Here is a 25,816-nt window from a genome sequence, read left to right as displayed (position 1 = left end):
CGGGGCCTCGCCGTCGTCGACCTGGGCTTGGCGGAACCAGCCCCGCAGGGTGTCCGGGGTGATACCGAGCTGCGGCCCGATCCGCTTGCACGCCGCGTTGACCGACAACCCCGGCTCCTGCTGGCGGGCCTCGCGGACCATCCGCTTCGCCCGCTCCCGCATCTCCTCAGTGAACTTCCTCGGCGCCGGCACGACCCCCACCTTCCCGTGGGATCAGAGCCTCCACCACAGCCGGGGCGCTTCAGTGGCGTCGTAGAACAACACGGCCAGGGTGGCGGCGCCGAGCGCCGAGGCGGCGATCCACGACCAGCGCACCAGGTGCGGCCCCACAGAACCGCCGGCACCCCGCTCGGCTTGCCCTGCCATGAGCCCCCCGGCCTTCCCCACGAGAACCGTCCTGCCACCAGGAGTGTCCCCGGGCCGGCATCCGGTTCCGCGCCCGGGCGACGCCCGCGAGGGATGGCCAGCCGACCGGATCGTCGTCCTCGGCTTCTCCCAGGGGGCCTGCCTGCTCGCTCAGACCCTGCTCACCGCCCCGACGCGGATCTGCGCCGGGGCGGTGTTGCAGCGGCGACGGCGAGGGGCCTGACTTGGGGGCCGTGCCCGAAGGTCAGGTGCGGATTGCGTTCCCGAGCGGAATCGAACTCGTCGGCGCGCTCGAACCGGGAGTGGTCCCGATTCGCCGAGAAGAGGTTCAGCGCGACCTTGGCGTCGGGCGGGACGGAGCTGGAGCGCCGGCAACACACCCCCACGGCGCACACGGCCACCGAAAAGTGTGGGCCCCCGCCGCGGGCCCACGGGGAAGCCGACGAGACGTGGCGTCGTACCCCGTGGTCGCGGTGCGGCCTCGTCAGTCGATGCCCTCCACGATGCGGAAGTCGCGCTCCACTCCGTCCGACAGCGCAGTCAGCGCCTCCCGGTAGGCCTCGCTCTCGCGGGCCGCGACCGCCTGCTCGAAGCTGTCGAACTCGACCAGAATGGTCCGCTCCGCGATGCCGGCGTCGTACGCCTCGACCCTGCCCCCGCGAACGAAGGTCCGACCACCCGCGGCCTTCACGGCCGGGGCGGCCAGCTGGTTGTACGCACTCAACTTGTCAGGGTCGGAGATGGAGCGATAGACGCTGACCCAGTAGGCCTTCGGCACAGGGACCCCCGATGTCGGATGGACGGGTCACATCAAATCGGCCGAGGTCCGGGCCGATCCGCCGCGCGGCCCGCGACAAGCACGGATCGGCAGCGGCCCGACGATAGCGGTCTCGTTTCGTGGCGCCCGACTGCCGGGATCCGCGACGGGGACCTGCTGATCTCTGTCGGGAGGTCCTGGTCCTCAGGTCATGTCAGCTCTCGCCGGCGTGCCGGCCACGTCGGCGGGGTGGGAAGGCGTACTGCGCGGCGTCGGCGGCGTCCGCGGCGGGGTCGACGACGTTGCGGACGAGGAAGGACTCCGTGACCGCGGCGCAGAGTCGGCACAGAGCGGGTGCGACGTCGAAGGTGTGGCCGCGGCCGTTGTAGGTGTGCAGCTCGCTCGGGACCTCGTATTCGAGCAGCCGCTGGTCTTCGCCTGGTCGGTGTCGGGGTGGCTCACCGATGCCCGCCCCGCTGCTGTTGACGCCTCCGTTGGGCTGCCTCTCGCCCAGCGGCGCGCATGGTCTTGATGACGTCGCCCTGGTGATCGGCCCCACGGGCACCTTGCGTGTGCCGCTGCGGCACGGTGTCTGCTCTTCCTGAAGCCACGGCATGTTACACCGCTCAATGGAGTCTCCCGATGACCGCTTCCGTCCCTGACCGGCCTGGCCACACGGGCAGCCCCACCACGACCGATCCCAGCGCCGACGACCCGCCTGGTCCCGGTTGGCTCGAAGTCGTCGGCGGTGTTGCGGTCTTCCTGCTGCTCGCCTACGTCAGGCTCCCGCTGGTCGGGCGGCTCGGGCTCGCTCCCGTGCTCGACGGCCTCGTCGTCGCCGCGTGGTCGGGCGTCGCGGGCATGGTCGGCTTCCTGGTCGCCCGCTTGATCCGGGTGCGACGTTCCGCCGCCTTCCATGTGCGTGGCGCGTCGTGGCGATGGATCGCGATGGGGGTCGCCGGCGGCCTGCTCGCCTTCGTGCTCGCGCGCCTGCTCACCGCGCTCTACATCGTCGTGATCGGGACCCCGGACGACGTGCAGGCGGTCTACACCGACACCGGCCGCGCCGGACCGGTCCCCCTGGTGCTCTCGCTGGTCTTCCTCGCCGTCCTGACCCCGCTCAGGGAGGAGTTGCTGTTCCGTGGGGTGGTCACCACCGCGCTGCTGCGCTACGGACGCGGCGGCGCGGTGGTGGGCAGCGCCGTCATCTTCGCCGCCGTCCACGGAGCCAATCTCGCCGCGGCCACCGCTCTGATCGTGGGCCTGATCAACGCCGAACTGCTGCGCCGCAGCCGCTCGATCTGGCCCGGCGTCACCGCCCACGCGATGAACAACGTCCTCGCGGTCGGTATCGGCGTTCTCCTCGGCACTGGGAGCTGAACGGTCGACAACGTCCCCCCCCCCCCAGGATTTCAGGCGGGACCGCCTGATTCCCTTAGGGAATCGGGATCTACGACCGCTGTCATTCCGAGGCCGCCCGTTATGTCAGCCGGGGAGCGCGACCGAGCTCCGCCATGCCACTGCTGGCGTCGGTGTGCACTCTACGGTTCCAGGCGCACCAAAGCAGGCGTTTCACTCGAGGCGCCTTCTTGAGGGTTGTCGATGAAGTCGAAATATGCAGAGGTGTCAAATTCGTCAACCCGCAGCCTGTGCAGCGGCCTCCTTGAGCAAACGCGCAGCGACTGATCCAGCGAGAGGTTCAGCTTCGGCAGTGGTCACCAAAGTGCCGTTGATGTCGGAGTCGTAGTGCTGCCCGGTGAGGGTGATGCGAGTTTCGAGCGGGCGGATGCTGCCAGTGCCAGGTGAGTCCAGGATCTCCTTGAGCTGTTGCGCGTCTTTCGCCGAACGCATCTCGATCCAGGCGACCGCCACGACGGCGCCGTCGCGGTCGTAGGACACGCTGAACGTTGCCCGCTGAAGGCCCTGGCAGCGGTGGGTCTCGAGGTACTGCTTCACGGCGCCGGTCGCGAGCTCGGCGCAGTCGGAAGTCTCCGCTTGTGCTGTCACCTTCGCGGTTGGGTTTCGGAGCGCCAGTCGGGCGCGGGTCCTGCTCGACTTCTGCTTCGTGGTCCTCGCTGACCGGACGCTGACGGAGGCCTGCTCGGTCAGCGCCGCGTCGGCGGCGGAGGCACTTCCTGTGCTCGCCCCAGTGCCCTCGGCTCCGACACCGACGGCGGCCGAAAGGCCAATGGTTCCGGCGACGAGGAATGGCCCCCACTTACGTGAGTACCTACCGCGGTCATCCCTGGGCTGTGACATCTGCTCGCCTCCTCGAAGCCGCTTTGCGGATGGTCGTCTTGCCGTGCTGGACGCGGTGAAGTCGGCGAGGAAGACGTCGCGTGATCGGAAGTCGGCTACGCGGAGGTCCCGGTGCGCGCCAGGTAGGACGCCACGGTCTTCCGTAGCTGGTCGGCGTGCTGGTAGATGTCGGTGACGTCAGTGATCGGGAGGCGGGTCTCGGCCTTGTTCTCGTCGAACACGCCGAGATAGCGCTGGGAGCGGTTAAACCAGAGCCGGGCGATGGGCTTGCGGTTGTTGTCGTCGAGCAGCACCCCGAAGTAGGTTTTGGCGTCACGGGACACGACCCGAGCGGCAGCGACCTCGCTACAGACGATTGCTCGCACGATCCGGAAGCCCTCGAGCTCCTCCTCGGTCGTCACGATCTCGCCCGCCGGATCGTTGTCGGGCGCGATCGCCCCTGAGGCCGCCTCAGGGGCTGCGGTAGGCGCAGGCTGGCGCGGCTCGGCAACGGGGTTCGTGTCGAGCACGGCTTCCGGGCCGAGTGCGGTCTTGAGCCGCTCGTTGACCTTCTCGTTGAGGAACTGGTTGGCGGCCTTCTCGACCAGCGGCGCGAACTGCTCGCGGACCTGGCGGGTGAAGTTCTTGCCGCTGAAGACGCGGACCCCGAGGAAGCGCACCCAGTCCTCGGAGGGCTCGCGGAACTCGGCGGCCAGCTCGCGCTTGATGGCCCCGATGTACTTGAGCTCGCCGGCGGCGCTGATGACAGAGTCGAGGTCGAACGATTCGCGGGTGAGCTTCGCGAGCTCGGGGAGCAGGGTCCGGTCGACCGCGGCCAGGTCGAGCACCAGGAACGGCTTGGTGTCCATCCGGTTCGGCTCGTCGAGGTCGGTGTAGAACTCCCACACCTGTCCGTTGGTCAGGATCGCGACGCGGGCGTTGGTGACAGCGAAGTACCGGTAGAGCTGGGAGGCGTGCTCGAGGCGCAGCGGCTCGGTGACCTTCTTGGCCTCGATCAGCATCTGCACCGCGCCGCCGTGCACGAGGGCGTAGTCGATCTTCTCGCCCTTCTTCGTGCCGACGTCGGCGGTGAACTCCGGGATGACCTCGGACGGGTTGAACACGTCGTAGCCCAGGACCTGGCCGATGAACGGCATCACGAAGGCGTTCTTCGTCGCCTCCTCGGTCTCGATCGCCCCGCGCTGCGACGCCAGCTTCGCGGTCAGCTCCGCCACCCGATCACTGATTCCCATGAACGCCCCCCAGGCCACGACATCCCGACCGGTCGCCGAAGATCTCAGTCGGTGACGTCGAACCACACGAACGGGGCGTTAGCCCCCTCGACGGCGCTCTCCGGTGGCAAATGGGCGATAAGCGCGATTATTGCTCCACCCGGGCGAAAGGTAGGAGCCGCGGGTCCGTGCTCGCGAAGTCGGCCCATCAAGTGAGCCAGTGGGTGGGGTTGGTGGGGTCGAAGGTGCGGGCGGCGTCGATGTAGGGGTCCATGGAGGCGCGGGAGCGCCAGCGGCCGTGGCGTTGGACGTCGCGTTCGGGGACGCCGGCGGCGATGGCTTCGGTGGCGAACCCGCGTCGCAGGCTGTGCCCGCCCCACAGGTCGGCGTCCTCGAGCCCGGCGGCATTGGCGCGGCGTTTGATGATCTCGGCGATGGAGTTGCGGTGTAGGCCGCTGGCGCGGGGGCGGCGGCCGTAGCGGTCGACGCCACGCCAGGCGGGGCCTTCGAGGATGCCGTGGGAGCCGAGCAGATCCCGCCAGCGAGTCCAGGCAGCGCCGGCGTCGAGCAGCGTCGATTCACCGCTCCCCTCCCCCACCGCGGCCTCGGAGGACGGTGCGGCGATGCCGACGGTGACGCCGGCGCCGTGCTGGTCGGTCTTGGAGCGGGCCAGGTACACCGAGAGGCCCTGCTCGGAGGGATGCAGATCGGCCATCTGCAGCCGGGCGAGGTCATCGGTGCGCAACGCCGCCTTCCACCCGACCAGCAGCAGGGCGTGGTCGCGGGCGTCCGCCAACACCTCCTCGGGGCGCAGCAGCCGCAGCACTTCGACCAGCGGTTCACGCCGCGCGGCGGCGCGACGGCGGGTCGGGGCGACGCCGGGGTGGCGGCGGATACCGGTGATGGTCCGGCGGACCGCTTCGGCCTGAACGGGGTTGTCGAGCTGCGCGGTCTGGTGCACCACCGAGATCGCCGCCAGATACCCCGACAACGTGCCCGGTCGCAGGCCCTCCCGCTGACACACCTGCCCCGCCACCACGGCGCTCGAAGGATCCGCCGGGGTGGCCGGGCGCCAGACCGGGGCCAGATCGGCCAGGAACCGCGCGACGGTCAGCGGATCCGCCGGCAGCGCCCGATCACCCACCGATGCGCACCACATCTCAAAGCGGCGCCACTGCCGCTCGTAGGCCGACCAGGTGTTCGCCGCCCGAGCGCCGCGCGCGTAGGACTCCGCCCGCGCGGTGAGCTCGTCGCGATGCTCGACGAGCTCCCCGGAAGCATCCTGAGAGAGCTCCGCCGCGGTCATCGGAGCAGCCTCTCAGCCGCGAACGACGCCGTCGAAGAGGCGCGCCGCGTCAACCGGGCAGATACGGCGGTTGTGCACGGTTGGCCCGCGACCGCGTTCAGCCTCAGGCGGTGATCGCCGCGAGAGCCCGTCCGGCCTGGCGTCCGGAGAAGATGCAGCCGCCGAGGAAGGTGCCCTCGAGGGACCGGTACCCGTGGACGCCGCCGCCACCGAATCCGGCCGCCTCGCCGGCGGCGTAAAGGCCGCGCAGCGGGGAGCCGTCGGGCTGCTGCACCTGGCCCGACAGGTCGGTCTGCAGCCCGCCGAGGCTCTTGCGGGTGAGGATGCTGAGCCGGGTGGCGATGAGCGGGCCGGCCTTCGGGTCGAGCAGCCGGTGCGGCGTGGCGACGCGGGCGAGCCGGTCCCCGAGGTAGCGCCGCGCCCCGTGGATGGCGTTGATCTGCGCGTCCTTGGTGAACGAGTTCGCCATCTCGCGGTCGCGGGCGACGACCTCCCGCTCGACCTGCTGGTAGTCCAGCAGCGGCGTGTCGGTCAGCTTGTTCATCCCGTCGACGAGGTCGCGCAGGTTCTCGGCGACGACGAAGTCCTCGCCCTTCTGCTTGAACGCCTCCACCGGGGCGGGAGCGCCGGGCAGGACCCGGCTCAGCGTCATGCGCAGGTCCTTGCCGGTGAGGTCGGGGTTCTGCTCGGACCCCGAGAGCGCGAACTCCCGCTCGATGATCTTCTGGGTGAGGACGAACCAGGAGTGGTCGTGCCCGGTGGTGCGCAGGTGGGCGAGCGTGCCGAGCGTGTCGAAGCCCGGGTAGAGCGGCACGGGCAGGCGGTGACCGGTCGCGTCGAGCCACAGCGACGACGGCCCCGGCAGGATGCGGATGCCGTGCATCGGCCAGATCGGGTCCCAGTCCACGAGGCCCTCGGTGTAGTGCCACATCCGGTCGCGGTTGACCAGGCGGGCCCCGGCGTCGCCGGCGATGTCGAGCATGCGCCCGTCGACGTGCGCAGGGACGCCCGAGATCATCGACCGCGGCGCACCACCGAGTCGCTCCGGCCAGAACTTACGGACGAGGTCGTGGTTGCCGCCGATCCCACCCGACGTGACGAGGACCGCCGGGGCGTGCAGCTCGAAGTCGCCGACCTCGGCGCGGGAGCTGGACTGCCCGCGCAGTACGGCGCTGGGTTCGAGGACGCGACCGACCACGCCGTCGACGGCGCCGCCGGTCACGGTGAGCCGGTCGACCCGGTGCCGGAACCGCAGCTCGACCCGGCCCCGCTCGACCGCCGCGCGGACCCGGCGCTCGAACGGCTCGACGACCCCGGGGCCGGTGCCCCACGTGACGTGGAAGCGGGGCACCGAGTTGCCGTGCCCGGTCGCACCGTAGCCGCCGCGCTCGGCCCACCCGACGACGGGAAACCAGCGCATCCCCTGCTGGTGCAGCCAGGACCGCTTCTCCCCCGCGGCGAACTCGACGTAGGCCCGCGCCCACCGCCGGCCCCAGTGGTCCTCGCCGTGCGCGCCCTCGTCACGGTCGAACTCCGCCGAGCCGAGCCAGTCCTGCCACGCCAGGTCGACCGAGTCCTTCACCCCGAGGCGGCGCTGCTCGGGCGAGTCGACCAGGAACAGCCCGCCGAACGACCAGAACGCCTGCCCGCCCAACGAGGCCTCGGGCTCCTGGTCGAGCAGGATCACCCGGCGGCCCGCGTCGGCGAGCTCCGCGGTGGCCACGAGCCCGGCCAGGCCGGCCCCGACGACGATGACGTCTGCGTCCATGGGTCGATCATCGTCCTTCCACGTCGGGAACGGGTCAGTCGACGCTGGCCTCGAGCCAGGCCTCCTCGAGCTGCTCGCGCTCGGCGATGAGGGCCCGGAGCTCGGTGTCGAGGTCGAGCAGCCGCGTCGGGTCGTTCGCGGCGTCCGCGAGCAGCGTGTGCAGCTGCTTCTCGCGGGTGTCCAGCTTCTCGATCCGGCGCTCGAGGCGCTGGATCTCCTTCCGGGCGGCCCGCTTGTCGGCCTCCGAGCCGCCGGCACCGGCCGCTCCCGACGAGGAGGACGACGACGCCACCGGCCGCGCGGCGGGTGCCACGGCGAGCTGCTGGTCCCGACGACGGAGGTACTCCTCGATGCCGCCCGGGAGGTCGGTGATCCGGCCGTCGCCGAACAGCGCGACCACCCGGTCGCACACCCGCTCGGTGAGGTAGCGGTCGTGGCTGACGACGACGAGCGTGCCCGCCCAGCCGTCGAGGATGTCCTCGAGCTGCTGCAGGGTGTCCACGTCGAGGTCGTTGGTGGGCTCGTCGAGCATGAGCACGTTCGGCTCGGTCATGAGCAGGCGCACCAGCTGCAGCCGGCGCCGCTCGCCACCGGAGAGGTCACCGACCGGCGTCCACTGCTGCGCGGCCGTGAACCCGAAGCGCTCGGCCAGCGCCGACGCCGTGTGCTCCCGGCCCCCGATGTACACGCGCTCCGCGACGTCCTCCACCGCCTGCAGCACGCGGCGGTGCAGCGGCAGGTCCGACAGGTCCTGCGACAGATGCGCGAGGCGCACCGTCGTGCCCTGGACGCGCGACCCGGCGTCGGGAACCCGCTCCCCGGCCAGGGTCTTGAGCAGCGTCGTCTTGCCCGAGCCGTTGATCCCGACGATGCCGACCCGGTCGCCCGGGCCGATCCGCCAGGTCTGCCGGTCGACGATCGTGCGCGGCGGATCCGACGGGACGGTGAGGGAGACGTCCTCGAGCTCGATGACGGTGCGCCCGAGCCGGTGGCGGGCCATCGTCACCAGCTCGACCGAGTTCCGCGGCTCGGGCACGTCGGCGATCAGCGCCTCGGCGGCCTCGATGCGGTACTTCGGCTTGGACGTCCGGGCGGGCGGGCCGCGCCGCAGCCAGGCCAGTTCCTTGCGGGCGAGGTTGCGACGACGCTGCTCGGCGGCGTCGGCGAGCCGGGACCGCTCGGCGCGGGCGTAGATCCAGTCGTTGTAGCCGCCCTCGTACTGCTCGACGTGCCCGTCGACGACCTCCCAGGTCCGCGAGGCGACGGTGTCGAGGAACCAGCGGTCGTGCGTCACGACGACGAGCGCGGTGCGGCGGGCGAGCAGGTGCTCGGCGAGCCACCGCACGCCCTCGACGTCGAGGTGGTTGGTCGGCTCGTCGAGGACGAGCAGGTCGAGGTCCTGCACGAGCGCCGCGGCGAGCGCGATCCGCTGCCGCTCGCCACCGGACAGGCCCTCCACCGAGGCGTCGAGCCCGCGATCGCCCCCGGGCCGCAGACCCTCGATGACGGTGCGGGAGCGCGCGTCGGCGGCCCACTCGTGGTCGGGCACCTCGCCGCCGAGCACCGACGCGCGGATGGTCGCGCCGCTCGGCTGCGACTGCTGGGTCACCGACGCCATCCGCAGCCCGCGCACCGGGCTGACGCGCCCGTCGTCGGGAAGGAGGCGCCCGGCGAGGATCGAGATCAGCGTCGACTTGCCCCCGCCGTTGCGGCCGACGACGCCGACGCGGTCGCCGGTCTCGACGCCGAGGGACACGCCGTCGAGCACGGGCTTCGGGCCGCCGAACGAGATGGCGACGTTCTCGAGGTTGACGAGGTTGGGCACAGCAGCCTTTCAGGCGTACATGTTCGGGCCGGGATCGGACGCGGGCGGGCCGCCGGGGCCGCGGGGTGGGCGGGCCGGGTCGCCGTCGGTGACGCGGGCCCCGGGCACCGGTCCGTGGGCGACGCGCACCGTGCGGCACACCCCGGCCCCGGCGAGCTCGGCGGCGACCCGGACGGCGTCGGGACCGTCGGCGCACAGGAACACGCAGGTCGGCCCGGAGCCGGACACCACCCCGGCGAGGGCACCGGCCGCCACGCCGGCGCGCAGCGTCCGCCGGAGCCCCGGGTCGAGGCTGACCGCCGCCGCCTGCAGGTCGTTGCCGAGCAGCAGCGCGAGCGAGCGCGCCTCGCCCGACGCGACGGCCTCGAGGACCGGCTCGACGTCACCGACCCGACGGACCGGGCTCTCGGGGGTGGCGGCGGCGCGGAGCCGGTCGAGCTCGCCGAACACCGTCGGCGTCGACAGCCCGTGGTCGGAGAGCGCGACCACCCAGTGGAACGTGTGGCGGGAGAGGACGGGCACGAGGTTCTCGCCGCGCCCGGTCCCGAGGGCGGTGCCGCCGTGCAGCGCGAAGGCGACGTCGCTGCCGACGCCGGCCGCGACCTCCATCAGCGCCTCGCGGCCGAGGTCCAGCCGCCAGAGGGTGGAGAGGGCGAGCAGTGTCCCGGCGGCGTCGGCGCTGCCGCCGGCCATCCCGCCCGCCACCGGGATCGACTTGCGGATGCCGATCCGGACGTCGGGCTCCCGGTCCGCGACCTCGGCCAGCGCCACCGCCGCCCTCCAGGCGAGGTTCGACGGGTCGAGCGGGACGGCGTCGCGCTCGGCGTCGGTGACGTCGCCCAGCAGCTCCACCCCGGGAGCCCCGGTGCCGATCCGGTCCACCGCGCGCCCGGCGTGCGTCGAGACCACCGAGATCTCGTCGAAGAGGTTCAACGCCTGGAAGACGGTGACGAGGTCGTGGTAGCCGTCGGCGCGCAGGTCGCCCACCGCGAGGTGGAGGTTGATCTTGGCCGGGACACGGACGGTCACCGGGGGCCCGACGGCGGAGAGCACCCGTCCAGGGTACGGAAGGGCCCTCGACCGGTCGTCCACGACCGGCCCACCCCGGGAACCTCTCGAACCGGACACACGTTGGTGGGTTCGAGGCCGCGAGATCCCCAGGCAGTCCCCGAGGCGAGGAGCCATGGACCCCAGTCACAGTCCTGACACCACCGGTCGAGCCGACCAGGTGGTGGCCCCCCGATGATCACGACGATCCTCGGCATCCTGCTCGGCGTGGTGGTGGTCGTCCTCATCACCGCCGCCACCGGGTACTTCGTGGCGCAGGAGTTCGGCTACATGGCCGTCGACCGCGCCCGGCTGCGGGCCCGCGCCGCCGAGGGGGACGCCGGCGCCGTGCGCGCGCTCGACATCACCCGCCGCACGTCCTTCATGCTCTCCGGCGCCCAGCTCGGCATCACCGTCACCGGCCTGCTGGTCGGCTACGTGGCCGAGCCCCTCATCGGCGACGGCGTCGGCGCGCTGCTCGGCGGCGCCGGCGTACCCACCGCGGTGGGCGTGGTCATCGGCACCGTGTTCGCGCTGCTGCTCTCCACCGTGGTGCAGATGGTGTTCGGCGAGCTGTTCCCGAAGAACCTCGCGATCGCCCGCCCCGAGCCGGTGGCCCGCGCGCTCGCCGTCTCGACGACGGTCTACCTCGGCCTGTTCGGGTGGCTGATCCGCCTCTTCGACGCCGCCTCGAACCTGCTGCTCACGGCGTTGCGCGTCGAGCCCGTGCACGACGTCGAGCACTCGGCCACGCCCCGCGACCTCGAGGCCATCATCGACGACTCGCGCGACTCCGGGGACCTGCGCCCCGAGCTCGCCGCGCTGCTCGACCGGTCGGTGGACTTCTCCGAGCGCACCGCCCGCGCCGCGATGATCCCCCGCCCGCGTGTGTCCTGGGTCCGCGCCGACGACACGGTCGCCCACCTGACGCGGCTCATGTCCGGCGGCCACTCCCGCTACCCGGTGCTCGGCACGCCGCCCGAGGTCTCCGACGGCGGGGCCGGCTCGGCCCCCGACCTCGTCGGCGTGGTCTGCCTGCGCGACGTGCTCGCCTGGACCGGCTCGCCCGACGCGCCCGTCGCCGACCTCATGCGCGCCCCGGTCCTCGTGCCCTCGACGCTGCCGCTGCCGCAGGTGCTCGAGCAGCTGCGCGGTGAGGACGCCGAGCTTGCCTGTGTCCTCGACGAGTACGGCGACCTCGCGGGCGTGATCACCGTGGAGGACGTCGCCGAGGAGCTCGTCGGCGAGATCACCGACGAGCACGACGCCGCGGACACCGACCGGGCGCGGACCGCCGGGGACGGCTGGGTCGTCCCCGGGGACCAGCACGTCGACGAGGTGTCCCGCCTCATCGACGCGGAGCTCCCCGAGGGCGGGTACCAGACCATCGCGGGCCTCGTCGTCGCGGAGCTGGCCCGGCTGCCCGAGCCGGGCGACGCCGTCGTCGTCACCCTCTCCGACGACGACCCCGACGAGCCCGACCGCACGCTGCGCGCCACCGTGCGCACCGTCGACCGGCGCGTCCCCGCCGAGGTCCACCTGCAGTGGGTCCCGGCCGCCGGCTCCACCGGTCCCACCGGTTCCACCGCTCCGGAGGTCTCCCGATGAGCGCCACGGCGATCGCCGTGTCGGTCCTGCTGATCGTCGCGTCCGCGTTCTTCGTGGCCGTCGAGTTCGCGCTCGTCGCAGCGCGGACCTACCGGCTCGAGGAGGAGGCGGCGCGCAGCGCGTCCGCCCGCGCGGCCCTGCGCAGCGCCCGGGACCTGTCCCTGCTGCTCGCCGGGTCGCAGCTCGGGATCACGCTGTGCGTCCTCGGTCTCGGCGCGGTGACCAAGCCCGCCGTCGACGAGGCCCTGGACCCGCTGCTGACCGGCTTGGGCGTCCCCGCCGGCGTGGCCGGGGTCGCGTCCTTCGTGATCTCGCTCGTCGTCGTGACGTTCCTGCACCTCGTGGTCGGCGAGATGGCCCCGAAGTCGTGGGCCATCGCCCACCCGGAGCGCTCGGCGATGCTGCTGGCGCTGCCGATGCGGGCCTTCATGGTGATCACCCGGCCGCTGCTCGTGGTGCTCAACGGCGCCGCGAACCGCTGCCTGCGGGCGCTCGGCGTCGAGCCGGTCGACGAGATGGCGGGCGGGCGGAGCGCCGACGACCTGCGCGAGCTCGTCGACCACTCCGCCGAGACCGGCGCGCTCGACGCGAAGCGCCGCGACCAGCTGCTCGCCGCGCTGGAGCTCGAGCGCACACCGCTCCGCGACCTCGCACGGGAACCCGTCGGGGTGTCGGCCGACGACGACGTCGCCGCCGTCCGGGCACTCGCCCGCGACAGCGGCCACCTGCGGCTCGTCGTGTCCGACGGCGAGCGCCCGGTGGGCTACGTGCACGTCCGCGACACACTGACCCGCCCGTCGGCCACCACGGCGCGGGAGGTGATGCGTCCGGTGCTGCACCTCGACGCGGACACCCTGCTGCACGCCGCGGTCATCACGATGCGCGAGCAGCGGGCCCACCTCGCGCTGGTGGAGTCCGACGGGCGCTCGATCGGCCTGCTGACGCTCTCCGACCTCGTCGGGCGGCTGCTGCCCGCGCCGGCGTGATCAGCAGCGGCGCAGTCCTGACACCCGAGGTCAGGACGGCGCCACTCGCACGGTCCTGACGACGGGTCCGGCCGGACCCGTCGTCAGGACGGGGTCGCGGCGAGCGCGGCGAAGCGCGTGACGTCGAGCTGCTCGCCCCGCGTGGTCGGGTCGATCCCGGCCGCGCGCAGGCGCCGCTCGGCCTCGGCCGGCGACCCGGCCCACCCGGACAGCGCGGCGCGCAGCCCCTTGCGGCGCTGCGCGAAGGCGGCGTCGACGACGGCGAAGGTGGCGCGTCGGTCCCCGTCGGGCTCCGGGCGGCGCTCGAAGGCCACGAGCGCCGAGTCGACGCCCGGGACCGGCCAGAACACCCCGCGCGGGACGGGGCCGGCGCGCCGCGCGTCGGCGTACCACGCGAGCTTCGCGCTGGGCGCCCCGTAGGCGGCCTCGCCGGGTCGGGCCGCGAGGCGGTCGGCGACCTCCGACTGCACCATCACGAGGCCCCGGCGCAGCGAGGGCAGTTCCGCGAGCAGGTGCAGCACCACGGGCACGGCGACGTTGTAGGGCAGGTTCGCGACGAGGGCCGTGGGCACCGCGGGGAGGTCCGCGACGGTGATGCGCAGCGCGTCCGCCTCGACGACGTGCAGGGTGCGGTCGGGGGCGTGGTCGGTCGCCGTGGCGGGGAGCCGGTCGGCCAGCACCGGGTCGATCTCGACGGCGACCACGGCGGCGGCCTCGTCGAGCAGCGCGAGCGTCAGGGAGCCAAGGCCGGGGCCGACCTCGAGGACGACGTCGTCGGCGGTGAGTTCCGCCAGCCGGACGATGCGCCGGACCGTGTTGGCGTCGTGCACGAAGTTCTGGCCGAGCTTCTTCGTGGGTCGCACGCCGAGCTCCGTGGCCAGCGCCCGGATCTCGCCCGCGCCCAGCAGACGGACGACTCCCCCGTCGCTGCGCTCGCCCTGTTCGGGCCCCGGGGTCACGCCGACCATGATCCCAGGGGCCGCGGGCACCCGTCGTCAGGACCCGGTGGAACGCGGACGGGCCCCGGGATCAGGAGATCCCGGGGCCCGTCCGTCGATGTGGCTTCCCTGGCGCTCAGTGCCAGCAGTGACGCATTGCTTGCACCCCGCGGGGCTACTTCGAGCCGCAGACCGGCCAGGCGCCGTAGCCGCCGCGCGCGTCGCGCACCTTCTCCGCGACGGCGATCTGCTCGTTCTTCGAGGCCAGGTCGGGGCGCGCGGCGTACTGCCCGCCGCCGTAGGCCCGCCAGGTCTGGAGGTCGAACTGGATGCCGCCGTAGTAGCCGTTGCCGGTGTTGATCGACCAGTCGCCGCCCGACTCGCAGCGGGCGATCTGGTCCCACTTCGCCGTGCTGCCGATGGCCGGCTCGGTCGACTTGGTGCCGCGCCGCATGACGCCGCCGACGGCCTGCTTGGTGACGGTCGGGGCGCCCATGGCGGTCCGGCCGGTCTCCTTGCCGTTGGTGGTGTTGACCGTGAAGGTCTGGACCTGCTCGCCGGCCTGACCGGGCTGGTCGACCGCCGTGGTCCCGGCGTTCATGGTCGGGTCGTCGATCGTCTGCATCGGCGGCGCGATCGGCTGGGTCTCGGTGACCTGGGTGACGGCGTTGCGGACGATGGTGATCGTCGAGCCGTTGACGAGGCCGCCGGCGTTGACGGTGTCGAGCGGACCCATCTGCAGGCCGCGCTGGGCCAGGAACTCCTGGACCGAGGAGGCGGTCGTCGAGAGCTGCTGGGGCGCGCCGCCACCGTCGGTGAAGGTGACGTTCTTCGGCAGCTGCACGGCGAGGTTCATGCCGTCGGTCGGGATCAGCGTGCCGAGCGGCGCCGACGCGGCGAGCGCCTGGGTCGGCATCCCGAGCTGACCGAGGGCCTCGGCGACGGTGGTCGCCGTCGTCGTGATCGACATCGGCTTGCCGTCGACGACGAGGTTGACCTGGCGCGAGTGGTTGACGACGAGGTGGTCGCCGTCGGCGATCTTCGCGGTCGGCGAGGGCGACATCTGGTCGGCGGGCCCGACCTGGATGTCCCCGGAGGCGAGGGCGCCCTCGACGGTGCCGGAGAAGGTGTGCACGACCTGGTCGACGCCGTCGACCGTGACCGTGACCTCCTTGTCCAGCGCGACCGCGGTGCTGCCGCCGGCGGCGACGGCGATCAGCGCCGTGGCCACCGCTCCCTTGACGGCCAGCGAGTAGCGGCCGGTGTCGGTGAGGTCGCGCTCGCGGTAGGTGCGGGGGTCGAGCCCGGCCGGCGCGGCGGCCGGGGTCGGCTCGGCGGTGACGGTGGTGCCGGACCCGGTCAGCCCGGTGCGCGACTCGAGGTCGCTCCACTCGTCGAGGTCCGGGACGGCGAGCGTCCCGGTGGTGCGGCCGGTCGCGGAGCCGGGACCTGCCCAGCCCGGCCCCGCGATCGGCAGCGGGCCGGTGATGTCATCGGCCCAGGTGGGGAGCGGACCAGTACGGGGGGCGTGCGGGGCGCCACGGCCGGCCTGCCACTCGGCGGTGCCCGCGTTCAGCCCGTCCCAGCCGTCGGTCCAGCTCTCCTCGAGAGCGTCGAACCAACCGGTGTCGGCGGTGCTGGAGTCGGCGAGCGCGGTGCGCGTCGAGTTGGTGCTCATCGGGCGACCGCCGCCGGGTGAGCAGCGGTCAGCGCGAGAGGGGAGCGCAGTACGGCCACAGAAGAATCCGCTTCATCCGTGCTTCCGGGCAGGAACCGCATCCGGGCCGTGCCCCGATCCGGAACCCTGGGGAAGGTTCCGGGTCATCCCGGATGCCGGGGGTTGGTTCCATCCCGGCGAGTCACAGCACGGTAACGACCCGGGTGTCGAAACCATCAAGCCGACACGAACGTGGTGCGCCGAACGGCAGGTGGCCGACGACGAACGCGGTCACCGCGTGCACCTTCGATCGACGGAGGGTCACGGTTGAGGCTGTTCGGCCAGTCGGAAAGTCCGCTGGGCGTTCCGGGTGGACGCAGCGGCGAGCTCCTCGACCGGCTCGTCACGCAGCTCTGCGAGGTCCCGGACCGTGTGGGGGACGACGTACGGCTCGTTCGGCCTACCGCGGAACGGGTGCGGGGTGAGGAACGGGGCGTCGGTCTCGATCAGCACGAGGTCCGCGGGGGCGTGGGCGGCCGCCTCGCGGAGGTCGACGGCGTTCGCGTTGCGGAACGTCGCGGTGCCCGAGAACGACATGAGCCAGCCGCGCTCGGCGCAGATCCGGGCCAGCTCGGGGCCGCCGGAGAAGCAGTGGAACACCACGGTCCCCGGGGCGCCCTCGGCGCGGAGCACGTCGACGATGCCGTCGTGCGCCTCGCGGTCGTGGACCACGAGGGGGAGGCCGGACCGCTTGGCCAGGTCGACGTGCCACGCGAAGGCCTCGCGCTGCACGTCCAGCGGCGCGCAGTCCTCCCGGCGGGTGGTCCAGTAGTCGTCGAGGCCGGACTCCCCCACCGCGACCACCCGGGGCAGCGTCGTGAGGCGTTCCAGCTCTGCGCGGGCGGCATCGGTGAGGTCGTTCGACCGCGTCGGGTGCAGCCCGACGGCCGCGAAGACCCGCGCATCCGTGCCGGCCGCCCACGCGGCCCACTGCGCGGACGCGAGGTCGTCCGCCGTCGTCACCATCGCCGTGACACCCGCCGCGGTGGCGCGGTCGAGCACTCCGCGGAGCGTCTCCGGGTCGGTGGCCCCGCACGCGTCGAGGTGGGTGTGGGCGTCCACCACGCCGCCCCGGATCGGCTCCGGGACGGGCGGTGGGACGTTGCGGTCACCCTTGGGCACGGATGGGCGCCCAGGACGGGCCGGTCTCCCCCAGCGAGGGGTCGAGCTTCGCGAACAGCGGCGTGGGCCGGGAGAGCGGGCGCCCGACCGGGATCGGCGTCGACTCCCAGCGCGCCTGCTCGTGGGCGTAGTCGCCGGTGAGCACGGAGTGGGTGGTGCCCAGCTCGGTCGTCTCGCCCTCGACGCGCTCGGGCTGCGCCGCCCACACCCCGGTGCCGCCGAGGGCCTCGTGCACCTTCTGCGCGGCGTGCGGGAGGAACGGCGTCAGGAGGGTGTTCGCGTCCTGCACCACCTGCAGCGCCGTGTGCAGGATCGTGTCGCGCCGTTCCGGGTCGTCCTTGCGCTTCCACGGCTCCTGGTGCGACAGGTAGGCGTTGGCGGCGCCCACCAGCCGCATCGCCTCGCCCGAGGCGGCCTTGAACCGGGAGCGCTGCAGGTGCGCGCCGACCGTGGTGAACGCGGCCCGCGACTGCGCGAGGAGTTCGGCGTCGGCCGCCTCCGGGCGCGTCGGCTCCGGGATCGCGCCGACGTTCTTCGCCGCCATCGACACCGAGCGGTTGACGAGGTTGCCCCACTCGTTGGCGAGCTCGAAGTTGGTGCGGCGGACGAACTCGTCCCAGGTGAAGTCGGTGTCCTGGTTCTCCGGGCCCGCGACGGCGATGAAGTAGCGCAGCGCGTCCGGCCCGAACTCGCGCAGGAAGTCCCCGACGTAGATGACGGTACCGCGGCTCGTCGAGAACTTGGACCCGGACATCGTCAGGAACTCGCTGGAGACGACCTCCGTCGGGAGGTTGAGCGTGCCGAAGGCGCCCGGCTCACCGCCCTTGTCCCCCGCGCCGTTCTGCCCGAGCAGCAGCGCGGGCCAGATGAGCGAGTGGAAGACGATGTTGTCCTTGCCCATGAAGTAGTAGGCGCTGGCCTCCGGGTCGCACCACCACTGCTTCCAGGCGTCCGGGTCGCCGGAGCGCTGCGCCCACTCCACCGACGCCGAGAGGTAACCGATCACCGCGTCGAACCAGACGTAGAACCGCTTCATGGGCGCGTCGTGCCAGCCGTCGAGCGGGACCTTGACGCCCCAGTCGAGGTCCCGGGTGATCGCGCGCGGCCGCAGGTCGTCGAGCAGGTTGCGGCTGAAGTTGAGGACGTTCGGCCGCCAGTTGCGCCGCGTGTCGAGCCAGCTCGCGAGCGACTGGGAGAACGCGGGCAGGTCGAGCATGAGGTGCTCGGTCTCGCGGAACTCGGGCACCTCGCCGTTGATGCGGCTGCGTGGGTTCTTCAGGTCGGCCGGGTCGAGCTGGTTGCCGCAGTTGTCGCACTGGTCGCCGCGCGCGCTCGGGTAGCCGCAGATCGGGCAGGTGCCCTCGATGTAGCGGTCGGGCAGCGTGCGCCCGGTCGACGGGCTGATCGCGCCGAGGGTCTTCTCGCCGAAGACGTACCCGTTGTGCCACAGCGCGCGGAACATGTCCTGCACGACGCGGTGGTGGTTGTCGGTCGAGGTGCGGGTGAACAGGTCGTAGGAGAGCCCGAGGCCCACCAGGTCGTCCTGGATCACGCGCGAGTAGCGGTCGACCAGCTCGCGCGGGGAGGTCCCCTCGGCGTCGGCCTGCACCTGGATCGGGGTCCCGTGCTCGTCGGTGCCCGACACCATGAGCACCCGGTTGCCGACCATCCGCTGGTAGCGGGAGAACACGTCGGAGGGCACACCGAAGCCGGACACGTGGCCGATGTGCCGGGGGCCGTTCGCGTAGGGCCACGCGACGGCGGTCAGCACGGACTCGCTCATGTGTCCATTCTCCCGGTGCGCGCCACCGGGTCCCCGCGCGGGCTACATGGCGCTCACATCGCGCCGAACTGACGGTCCCCCGCGTCCCCGAGGCCCGGGACGATGTAGCCGTGCTCGTTGAGCCGCTCGTCGACGGTGGCCGTGACCACCCGCACGGTGGGGTGCTCCGCGCGGAGTCGCTCGACCCCCTCCGGCGCGGCGACGACGCACACGGCGGTGACGACGTCCGCCCCCCGGGCGGCGAGCAGCTCGATGGTGTGGGCCATCGAGCCCCCGGTCGCCAGCATCGGGTCGAGCACGAAGACCGGGCGGCCGGCGAGGTCCTCGGGCAGCGACTCCATGTACGGCGTCGGCTGCAGCGTCTCCTCGTCGCGGGCCACCCCGACGAACCCCATGAGCGCCCCCGGCACCTGCGCGTGCGCCGCCTCGGCCATGCCCAGCCCGGCGCGCAGCACGGGGACGAGCACCGGCGGAGCGGCGAGCGCGGCGCCCACGGTGTCGGCGACCGGGGTGGTCACGCGGGTGTCGGTCACCGGCGCGTCGCGCAGCGCCTCGTACACGAGCATCGTCGTGAGGTCACGCACCGCGGCGCGGAACGCGGCGCGGTCGGTACGGGCGTCGCGCACGGCGGTCAGGCGGACGCGCGCGAGCGGATGGTCCACGACGAGCAGCATGGCCGGGAACCTAGCCGGACCCGCCGTCTGGGAACCTGGAGCCGTGGTCGCCGACGTCTATCGTTCCGGTCACGCCCGCGTCGTCGAGCTCGTCTCGGCCCTTCCTGACGACGGGTCGGCGCGGGCGGTGCCCGCGTGCCCCGGCTGGACCGTGCGCGATCTCCTCGCCCACCTCGTCGGCACCGCCGCCGACGTGGCCACCCGGCGGACCGTCGGCGCCGGCCCGGAGTGGACCGCGGCCCACGTCGACGACCGCCGGGACGTCGACGTGGCGGGACTGCTGGCCGAGTGGGACGCGCAATTGGCGGCGACGGTGGCCGCGGTCGAGGAGCGGCGGGTGCCCGGGGCCGTCGTCGGGGACCTGCTGGTGCACGAGGGCGACCTCGTCGAGGCGCTCGGGGCCCCGCAGCCGCCGTGGGACGGGTGGGCCTCGAGCGCGTCGGTCCTCGTGCGGCAGGTCGTCAAGGGCATCCGGGGCCGGGAGACGCTCGTGGTGCAGGCGGGCGGCACCGAGTGGCGCAGCCCCGACGACCACGCCGAGGGCGCGGTCCGCAGCGTGCTGCGGGTCGATCTGTACGAGCTCTACCGCGGGCTCTCGAGCCGGCGCAGCCGCGCGCAGATGCGACGCTGGGACTGGGAGGGACCGTGCGACCCGTGGGTCGACGTGCTCCCCGTGCACGGGCCCCGGGACGACGAACAGCCGGTGCCCCCTCCCCGGGTGTGAGGAGGGGACACCGGCTGCCCGGTGTGCGCTCGGATCAGGGGAGCAGCCCGGTGAGGGTGCTGACGATCGAGGTCGCGGACGACGAGTTCACCGTCTTCGTCGTGGTGTCGCCGTTGATGATGCTGCTGCCGAGGGTGGACACGTTGTTCCCCGAGAGGATCGTGTTGCCGTTGGCGATGTCGCAGAGGTTCGAGGCCGAGAGGTCCTGGCTCCCACCGGTCGTGTCGCCCGCGGTGCGGCCGGCGCCGTTCTCGGCGGCGGCCGAGATGGCGTTCGAGCAGCCCTTGGCGGGGCCGGACTCGTGGGCCGAGGCGATCCCGGCGAGCGAGCCGAGGCCGGCACCGACGATGGCGGTCGAGACGACGACCTTGCGGAGCATGGACATGAGGGTCTCCCTGGAGGATGGATGGCCGTGAGTGGCCGGAGCGGGCCGTCCGAATTCGGGGTCCGGACGGTGGTGACGGAGGGGGAGCGGGGTGGATCGGCCGATCGGCCGACCCACCCTCCGGCTCCGGACGGGCACGACCCGTCCGAGAGACCGACCGACTAGCCGAGACCCGGGACGGTCGTCGACTGGTTGTTCGTCGTGCTGTCGGTCGTCGTGCGCATGATGTTCGTGGTGTCGCCGTTGATGATCGAGCTACCCGCGGTCGACAGGTTGTTGCCGTTGCCGGCGTGGTTGCCGTTGAGGATGTCGCAGACGTTGCTGGCGTCGATCGTCTGGCCGCCGCCGGTCGTGTTGCCCAGCGAGTCTCCCGAGGAGTTCTTCGCGGCCGCCTCGGCGGTGTTCGAGCAGCCCTTGGCGGCGTGGCCGGACTCGTGGGCGGACGCGAGGCCGGTCAGCGAGCCGATACCGGCACCGATGATCGCGGTCGTGACGAGGGTCTTGCGCAGCATGGCTGTTCTCCTGGGGAGCGGAGCGGAGCGGACGGCGGGAACGGTCGGGACGATCAGGGGAGGAGCCCGCCGAGCACCGGGATCGTGGTGTTCGAGGTCGACTGGGACGCGGTGTTGGTCGTCCGGGTCTCGGTGCGGTCGTTGCCGTTGCGGATCGTGCTCCCGCCGGTCGCGGCGTTGTTGTCGCTCAGGACCTTGTTGCCGTTGAGGATGTCGCAGGTGTTGCTCGCGTCGAAGGTCTGGTCGCCGCCGGTGGTGTCACCCAGCGTGCGGCCCGCACCGTTCTCGCTCTTGCCCGAGAGGTCGTTGGAGCAGCCCTTGGCGGCGTCGTGGCCGCCGTGGTTGTCCCACGCGAGAGCGGCACCGGACATCGAGCCCAGGCCGGCACCGATGATGGCGGTGGCGAGAACGGTCTTGCGCAGCATCGACATGTCGTATTCCCCCGAATAGTCGTCGGTCGAGTTCGCTGGTCCCTGCTTCCGGGAACAGCCACATCGCACTCAACGGACGGCCCATTGCCGGGTCACGGGACAATCACGACGTTCCCCCGTTCGTGATTCGAAACCTGGTCCCGGCCTCGGGTGGAGCACCGTCGGGCGTGCTTTCCGCGTGGCTCCCGGTGGGCTCCTCGCGCCGGGAACGACGACGGCCGGCCCCCGCGTCTGCGGGGCCGGCCGTGGTGTGGGTCGTGGTGTGCTGCGCGTGGATCAGGCGAACGGGAAGCCCGGGCCGAAGAACGAGTCGATGCTGGTGGTACGGGTCACGGTCCGCGTGATGGTGGTCTGGTCACCGTTGCGGATGGTGCTGCCGCCCGAGGCGCTGTTGTTGCCGCTGCCGTAGACGTTGCCGTTGCCGTTGTGGCAGGAGTTCGACGCGGAGATGGTCTGGTTCCCACCCCGCACGTCCCCGAGGGTGCGCCCGACCGACGTCTTCGAGACCGCCGAGACGCTGTTCGAGCACGAGTTCGACGGCGCTGCATTCGCCATTCCGGCGGTCGCGGCGATTCCGGTGCCGATCACGGCGACGGTGACGGCGGCGCGGCTGACGATGTTCTTCACGATGGTTCCCCCGGTCATTCCGGGTCGCGGTGCGCGTCCCGGTCTCACGGAGGATGTCGCTCCGGGAAACGTCGGCGTCACGCCATTCCGGAATCGTGAGCCGATCGTGTGACGACACAAGGCCGGACCCTCGCGCTGCTGGGGAGCAGGGCCCCGGGAGAACCCGGGGAGCGCGCGAGGATCCGGCCTGTCACCGTGTGGTGAGAGATCAGGCGCCGAGCAGCTGGGTGAGGACGTTGCTGGTCGAGGTCGAGGCGCGGTTGTCGGTCACCGTGGTGTCGTTGCCGTTGCGGACCGTCGAGCCACCGGTGGCGGAGTTGTTGTCGTTCAGGATCTTGTTGCCGTTGAGGATGTCGCAGGTGTTCGAGGCCGAAAGGTCCTGGGCCCCACCGGTCGTGTCACCCAGGGTGCGGTCCGCACCGTTCGAGTTCTTGGCGCCGAGCGTGTTGGAGCAGCCCTTGCCGGCGTCGTGGTGCTCGTGCGCCATGGCGACACCGGCGGTGGAGGCGAGGCCCGCGCCCAGGATGACGGTGGCGACGGCGGCCTTGCGGAACATCTGCATCTCAGATTCCCCCGAATCTCGGACTTCGTGTCCGACGGGAGCTCGTGCCCCGCGCCGGTCGATCACAGTCAGCTCAACGCGGGCGGACGAAGCGAGGTCACGGCACAGTCACGACGTTCGCCCGTTCGTGAGGCAACGAGTCGCTGACCTGCAGCGATAACCGGGAGATGGCCGTCGTGCCGCCGCACCTCGTCGTGGCGGCGATGACACTGCGTCACCCTTCCGGGATCTTCAGGTGAACCGGTCCGCGACCGTGCTGCTGTGACGCGAGAGGTCCGTGGGGCAGGTTCACGGGCCCGCGGGATGCCTGGTGTGCATCTCGTATGCCCGAGAAAAGACGAAACGGCCGGCCCGGAGCGGGAGCCCCGGACCGGCCGTCGTCGTGCGGGAGTGACTCAGCCCTTGATGGGCGTCGTCGTCGTGCCGGCGGGCACGGACGAGGGCGACGCGGCGGGCGCGGCGGACTGAGCCGGCGCGGCCTGCTGGACCTGCTGGGGCGAGGCCGCGGGGGTCGCGGTCTCGACGGGCTCCGACTCCGGTGCGCCGACGCTGTAGGTGTTGTTGCTGCCGTTGCCGTTGAGGCTGTTGTTCAGCACGTCGCACACCAGGTTGAGGCCGAGGGCCGCCTGGCTGCCGTTGATGCCGCCGAACTGCGTGGCGCCGCCGTTGTCCACCGCACCGTCGGACCCGTTCACGCACGTGTTCGAGGTGGTGTGTGTGGAGGTGTGGTGGTGGTGGCTGCCGTGGTGCGCCTCGGTCGGGGCGTCGCCGGCGAAGGCTGCACCGGCGGTCGAGACGAGGCCGGCGCCGATGATCGCGGACGTCAGGGCGGTCTTGCGGAACATGGACATGCGGAGAACTCCTGAGTGCGAGTGGTGTCCGTCGCCGGCACGACCGCGGGCCGGAACCGTGGTCGGTTCCGGCCCGCAGGTCGAACGTCGGTCGGTCAGACCGGGCTCGGACGCAGCGCGCTCACGACGATCGGGGGCCGTCGGAACTGCGCGGTCCGGGCTGCGACCTACGGGAGGGTGGGGAGGCCGCCCAGGCCGCCGATGTTGACGGTGTTGTTCGAGAGGTTGCCGTTCACGCTGTTGTTCAGCACGTCGCAGATGACGTTCGCGCCGATCGCGCCCTGGCTGCCGTTGATGAGGCCGAGCTGCTTCGCGCCGCCGTTGTCGACCTTGCCCTTGGCGCTGTTGACGCAGGTGTTGTTCGTCGTGTTGTTGACGGTCGTCGAGTGGCTCTTGTGCCCCTCGTGGCTGTCGTGGCTGGGGCACTCGGTCGCGAAGGCCGCACCCGAGGTGGACGCGAGGCCCGCGCCGATGATGGCGGTGGTCAGGACGGTCTTACGGAACGTGGACACGCTGGTCTCTCCCCTGGTCGTCTGACACGTGCGCGACCGGACGGGACGCACACCGTGCGTCGCGACGCGATCACGCGTCACGACCTGGTGACTCCAACGCCTCGATCGAGTGAAGGTCACGGCCTGATGACGACAGGAGTGACGACGACGTCCACGATCGAGTCCTGACCAGGGAATCCCTCGGAGATGTTCACCCTCTCGGAGCAGCGGCGCCACATCAGCACCAGCAGCAACGACCACGGGCCGGCACCCGGACGGGAGGAGAACTCCCGTCAGGTGCCGGCCCGTGGGTCGTGCGGGTCGAGCGGTGGCCGCGAGGGCCGGTGACTGCCTGCCCGCAGTCGGGGCGTCGTCAGGCGCCGGGGACCGTCGTCGTGGTCGACGAGTTGTCCGTGTCGGTGCGGGTCAGCGTCTTCGTCAGCGTGTCGCCGTTGATGATGCTCGAGCCCGCGGTCGAGAAGTTGTTGTTCGACAGGATCTCGTTGCCCGTCAGGATGTGGCAGAGGTTCGAGGCGTCCAGGCGCTGCGGCCCACCGGTGGTGTCGCCCAGCGAGTCACCCGACCCGTTCTTCGACTCGGCACGCACGGTGTTGCTGCAGCCGGCCGAGGAGGACGAGTGCTTGTCGTGGCTACCGTGGTGCCCGCCGTCGCCCGGGTCGTCCCCGGCGAACGCCGCACCCGTCATCGAACCGAGGCCGGCACCGATGATCGCCGTCGTCAGCACGGTCTTGCGGAACATCGACACGTTCATTCCCCCATGGAATCTGAGGTGTCCAACGGCCCGCTGGTCGCGGGTCCGCGCCATCACAAGTCGACCAACGGCAGGGTCGGCGCGGGGGTCACGGTCCGCGGGGTTACTTCATTCGTTCGAGCGTTCCTCGCCCTCCGGGCTCAAGCACTACACCAATCGCACTAACGAGCGACCCGTCGGACCAGCCCGACCACGATCGACCCCAGTTCGGCGCCGGCGTCCTCCTGGAGGAAGTGCCCCGCTCCGTGCAGCACGGGATGGTCGAGGTCGGCGGCCCCCGGCACGTGCGCCCGCAGGGTGGGTGCCATCGGGCCGGTGATCGGGTCGCCGTCGGAGAAGGCGACGAGGAACGGCCGGGTGAAGCGGCCCAACGCGTCCCAGGCCGCGCGGTTGGCCGCCGACTCCGGGTCGTCCGGGCGGGTGGGCACCAGGAGCGGCATCGCGCGCGGTCCGGCGGTGAACGCGTCGTCGGGGAACGGTGCGTCGTAGGCCGCCCGCGCCGCCGACCCGAGGCCCCGGGTGCATCCCGACGCCACGAAGCGCCCGACGTCGAGCGTCGCCGCCCCCTCCACCGCGCGCCGGAAGCGCCACCACGGTTCGGGCATGTCGACGTCACCGGTTGGCAGGCCGGTGTTCGCCGCGACCACGGCCCGGAAACGCTTCGGGGCGTCGGCCACGAGCCGCAACCCGATGAGTCCGCCCCAGTCCTGCCCCACCAGCACCAGGTCGTCGAGACCGAGCGCGTCGAACACCGCCTCCCGCACCCACGCCACGTGGCGGGCGTAGGTGTGGTCGCCGACGGCCGCGGGCTTGTCCGAGCGGCCGAACCCGACGAGGTCGACGGCGACCGCGGGGATACCGGCCCCGGCCAGCGTGTCCAGGATCGAGCGGTACAGGTAGGACCAGGTCGGCTCGCCGTGCAGCAGGAGCACCGTGGGCCCGGGACCCTCGGGCCCGACCCGGTAGGTGGCGACACGGACCGGCCCCGACGCTTCGTCGGGATCGGTGACCTCGACGTAGCGGGGCTCGTGGGCGAAGCCCGACAGGGCGGTGAAACGGTCGTCCGGCGTCCGCAGCAGCTCCACCGCCCGGAG

The 25,816-nt window shown here is 72.2% G+C and carries 28 protein-coding genes; 5 read left to right on the top strand and 23 right to left on the bottom strand.

The window, feature by feature from the left end:
- The 3 genes from A3CO_RS0104680 to A3CO_RS37840 form a co-directional block, all read right to left on the bottom strand.
- On the bottom strand, nt 1-192 hold a 192-nt coding region (locus A3CO_RS0104680), incomplete at its 3' end, for a transposase (RefSeq protein WP_026204287.1).
- 658 nt (nt 193-850) lie between these two features.
- Nucleotides 851-1,144, bottom strand: a complete 294-nt coding sequence (locus tag A3CO_RS0104670; RefSeq protein ID WP_018331072.1) for a DUF1330 domain-containing protein — start codon at nt 1,142-1,144, stop codon at nt 851-853.
- Nucleotides 1,145-1,337: 193 nt separating this feature from the next.
- Complete coding sequence (locus A3CO_RS37840; RefSeq protein ID WP_157646975.1) at nt 1,338-1,682, bottom strand: hypothetical protein; 345 nt, start codon at nt 1,680-1,682, stop codon at nt 1,338-1,340.
- An 83-nt stretch (nt 1,683-1,765) separates the two neighbouring features.
- Between A3CO_RS37840 and A3CO_RS0104660 the strand changes: the two genes are divergently transcribed.
- On the top strand, nt 1,766-2,503 hold the full coding sequence (locus A3CO_RS0104660; protein ID WP_018331070.1) for a CPBP family intramembrane glutamic endopeptidase: 738 nt from the start codon (nt 1,766-1,768) through the stop codon (nt 2,501-2,503).
- A 255-nt stretch (nt 2,504-2,758) separates the two neighbouring features.
- On the opposite strand, the gene A3CO_RS37835 is transcribed toward A3CO_RS0104660, so the two are convergent.
- From A3CO_RS37835 to A3CO_RS0104630, 6 genes are all read right to left on the bottom strand, one after another.
- Nucleotides 2,759-3,079: a hypothetical protein gene (locus tag A3CO_RS37835; RefSeq protein WP_157646973.1), complete on the bottom strand. Its 321-nt coding sequence runs from the start codon at nt 3,077-3,079 to the stop codon at nt 2,759-2,761.
- 398 nt (nt 3,080-3,477) lie between these two features.
- Nucleotides 3,478-4,614, bottom strand: a complete 1,137-nt coding sequence (locus A3CO_RS0104650; RefSeq protein WP_026204286.1) for a type I restriction endonuclease — start codon at nt 4,612-4,614, stop codon at nt 3,478-3,480.
- A gap of 187 nt (nt 4,615-4,801) precedes the next feature.
- Entirely contained in the window at nt 4,802-5,899 is a 1,098-nt protein-coding gene (locus tag A3CO_RS30035; protein ID WP_018331067.1) for a tyrosine-type recombinase/integrase, read from the bottom strand.
- A gap of 103 nt (nt 5,900-6,002) precedes the next feature.
- Complete coding sequence (locus tag A3CO_RS0104640) at nt 6,003-7,667, bottom strand: FAD-binding dehydrogenase (protein WP_018331066.1); 1,665 nt, start codon at nt 7,665-7,667, stop codon at nt 6,003-6,005.
- Nucleotides 7,668-7,701: 34 nt separating this feature from the next.
- Nucleotides 7,702-9,492 (bottom strand): ABC-F family ATP-binding cassette domain-containing protein, encoded by a 1,791-nt coding sequence (locus A3CO_RS0104635; RefSeq protein ID WP_018331065.1) that lies wholly within the window; start codon nt 9,490-9,492, stop codon nt 7,702-7,704.
- Nucleotides 9,493-9,501: 9 nt separating this feature from the next.
- Nucleotides 9,502-10,545, bottom strand: a complete 1,044-nt coding sequence (locus A3CO_RS0104630; RefSeq protein ID WP_018331064.1) for a 4-(cytidine 5'-diphospho)-2-C-methyl-D-erythritol kinase — start codon at nt 10,543-10,545, stop codon at nt 9,502-9,504.
- Between the two features lie 189 nt (nt 10,546-10,734).
- On the opposite strand from A3CO_RS0104630, the gene A3CO_RS0104625 reads away from it, so the two are divergent.
- Both A3CO_RS0104625 and A3CO_RS0104620 read left to right on the top strand, forming a co-directional pair.
- Nucleotides 10,735-12,147, top strand: a complete 1,413-nt coding sequence (locus A3CO_RS0104625; protein ID WP_018331063.1) for a hemolysin family protein — start codon at nt 10,735-10,737, stop codon at nt 12,145-12,147.
- Nucleotides 12,144-13,133 (top strand): CNNM domain-containing protein, encoded by a 990-nt coding sequence (locus A3CO_RS0104620; protein ID WP_026204285.1) that lies wholly within the window; start codon nt 12,144-12,146, stop codon nt 13,131-13,133. Before A3CO_RS0104625 ends, A3CO_RS0104620 begins: the two co-directional genes overlap by 4 nt.
- Before the next feature lie 83 nt (nt 13,134-13,216).
- On the opposite strand, the gene rsmA is transcribed toward A3CO_RS0104620, so the two are convergent.
- The 5 genes from rsmA to upp all read right to left on the bottom strand — a co-directional run bounded on the left by rsmA (nt 13,217) and on the right by upp (nt 19,367).
- Entirely contained in the window at nt 13,217-14,101 is an 885-nt protein-coding gene (rsmA, locus tag A3CO_RS0104615) for a 16S rRNA (adenine(1518)-N(6)/adenine(1519)-N(6))-dimethyltransferase RsmA (RefSeq protein WP_018331061.1), read from the bottom strand.
- Between the two features lie 145 nt (nt 14,102-14,246).
- Nucleotides 14,247-15,749, bottom strand: a complete 1,503-nt coding sequence (locus A3CO_RS39925) for a resuscitation-promoting factor (RefSeq protein WP_018331060.1) — start codon at nt 15,747-15,749, stop codon at nt 14,247-14,249.
- A 300-nt stretch (nt 15,750-16,049) separates the two neighbouring features.
- The gene (locus tag A3CO_RS0104605; RefSeq protein ID WP_018331059.1) at nt 16,050-16,910 is read right to left on the bottom strand and encodes a TatD family hydrolase; all 861 of its coding nucleotides are present in this window, start codon (nt 16,908-16,910) and stop codon (nt 16,050-16,052) included.
- The gene (metG, locus tag A3CO_RS0104600; RefSeq protein WP_018331058.1) at nt 16,897-18,693 is read right to left on the bottom strand and encodes a methionine--tRNA ligase; all 1,797 of its coding nucleotides are present in this window, start codon (nt 18,691-18,693) and stop codon (nt 16,897-16,899) included. The genes A3CO_RS0104605 and metG overlap by 14 nt, the downstream gene beginning before the upstream one ends.
- A 53-nt stretch (nt 18,694-18,746) precedes the next feature.
- Entirely contained in the window at nt 18,747-19,367 is a 621-nt protein-coding gene (gene upp / locus A3CO_RS0104595; protein ID WP_018331057.1) for a uracil phosphoribosyltransferase, read from the bottom strand.
- A gap of 43 nt (nt 19,368-19,410) precedes the next feature.
- On the opposite strand from upp, the gene A3CO_RS30025 reads away from it, so the two are divergent.
- A complete protein-coding gene (locus A3CO_RS30025) occupies nt 19,411-20,091 on the top strand; it encodes a maleylpyruvate isomerase family mycothiol-dependent enzyme (protein ID WP_018331056.1) in 681 nt (226 codons plus the stop codon).
- A 34-nt stretch (nt 20,092-20,125) separates the two neighbouring features.
- On the opposite strand, the gene A3CO_RS0104585 is transcribed toward A3CO_RS30025, so the two are convergent.
- From A3CO_RS0104585 to A3CO_RS37830, 4 genes are all read right to left on the bottom strand, one after another.
- On the bottom strand, nt 20,126-20,476 hold the full coding sequence (locus A3CO_RS0104585) for a hypothetical protein (protein WP_018331055.1): 351 nt from the start codon (nt 20,474-20,476) through the stop codon (nt 20,126-20,128).
- A 161-nt stretch (nt 20,477-20,637) separates the two neighbouring features.
- A complete protein-coding gene (locus A3CO_RS0104580) occupies nt 20,638-20,988 on the bottom strand; it encodes a hypothetical protein (RefSeq protein WP_018331054.1) in 351 nt (116 codons plus the stop codon).
- Nucleotides 20,989-21,041: 53 nt separating this feature from the next.
- Nucleotides 21,042-21,413, bottom strand: a complete 372-nt coding sequence (locus A3CO_RS0104575) for a hypothetical protein (protein WP_245561418.1) — start codon at nt 21,411-21,413, stop codon at nt 21,042-21,044.
- A gap of 282 nt (nt 21,414-21,695) precedes the next feature.
- On the bottom strand, nt 21,696-21,890 hold the full coding sequence (locus A3CO_RS37830; protein WP_157646971.1) for a hypothetical protein: 195 nt from the start codon (nt 21,888-21,890) through the stop codon (nt 21,696-21,698).
- Between the two features lie 10 nt (nt 21,891-21,900).
- Here A3CO_RS37830 and A3CO_RS37825 point away from each other — a divergent pair, with 10 nt between their 5' ends.
- Nucleotides 21,901-22,158 carry a hypothetical protein gene (locus A3CO_RS37825; protein WP_157646969.1) on the top strand — a complete coding sequence of 86 codons (258 nt, stop codon included), beginning with the start codon at nt 21,901-21,903 and terminating at the stop codon, nt 22,156-22,158.
- 96 nt (nt 22,159-22,254) lie between these two features.
- Here the strand turns inward: A3CO_RS37825 and A3CO_RS0104565 are convergent, their stop codons facing one another.
- From A3CO_RS0104565 to A3CO_RS0104540, 5 genes are all read right to left on the bottom strand, one after another.
- On the bottom strand, nt 22,255-22,608 hold the full coding sequence (locus A3CO_RS0104565) for a hypothetical protein (RefSeq protein WP_018331051.1): 354 nt from the start codon (nt 22,606-22,608) through the stop codon (nt 22,255-22,257).
- Between the two features lie 395 nt (nt 22,609-23,003).
- A complete protein-coding gene (locus A3CO_RS0104560; protein ID WP_018331050.1) occupies nt 23,004-23,459 on the bottom strand; it encodes a hypothetical protein in 456 nt (151 codons plus the stop codon).
- A gap of 167 nt (nt 23,460-23,626) precedes the next feature.
- The gene (locus A3CO_RS0104555) at nt 23,627-23,971 is read right to left on the bottom strand and encodes a hypothetical protein (RefSeq protein WP_018331049.1); all 345 of its coding nucleotides are present in this window, start codon (nt 23,969-23,971) and stop codon (nt 23,627-23,629) included.
- A gap of 352 nt (nt 23,972-24,323) precedes the next feature.
- The gene (locus A3CO_RS0104545; RefSeq protein WP_018331047.1) at nt 24,324-24,722 is read right to left on the bottom strand and encodes a hypothetical protein; all 399 of its coding nucleotides are present in this window, start codon (nt 24,720-24,722) and stop codon (nt 24,324-24,326) included.
- Between the two features lie 161 nt (nt 24,723-24,883).
- Nucleotides 24,884-25,807, bottom strand: coding sequence for a haloalkane dehalogenase (locus tag A3CO_RS0104540; protein ID WP_018331046.1), 924 nt, complete (start codon nt 25,805-25,807; stop codon nt 24,884-24,886).
- Between the last annotated feature and the right edge of the window lie 9 nt (nt 25,808-25,816).

This window comes from Actinomycetospora chiangmaiensis DSM 45062, assembly GCF_000379625.1.
Classification (GTDB): domain Bacteria; phylum Actinomycetota; class Actinomycetes; order Mycobacteriales; family Pseudonocardiaceae; genus Actinomycetospora; species Actinomycetospora chiangmaiensis.
This window is presented reverse-complemented; position numbering and strand designations above follow the sequence as displayed.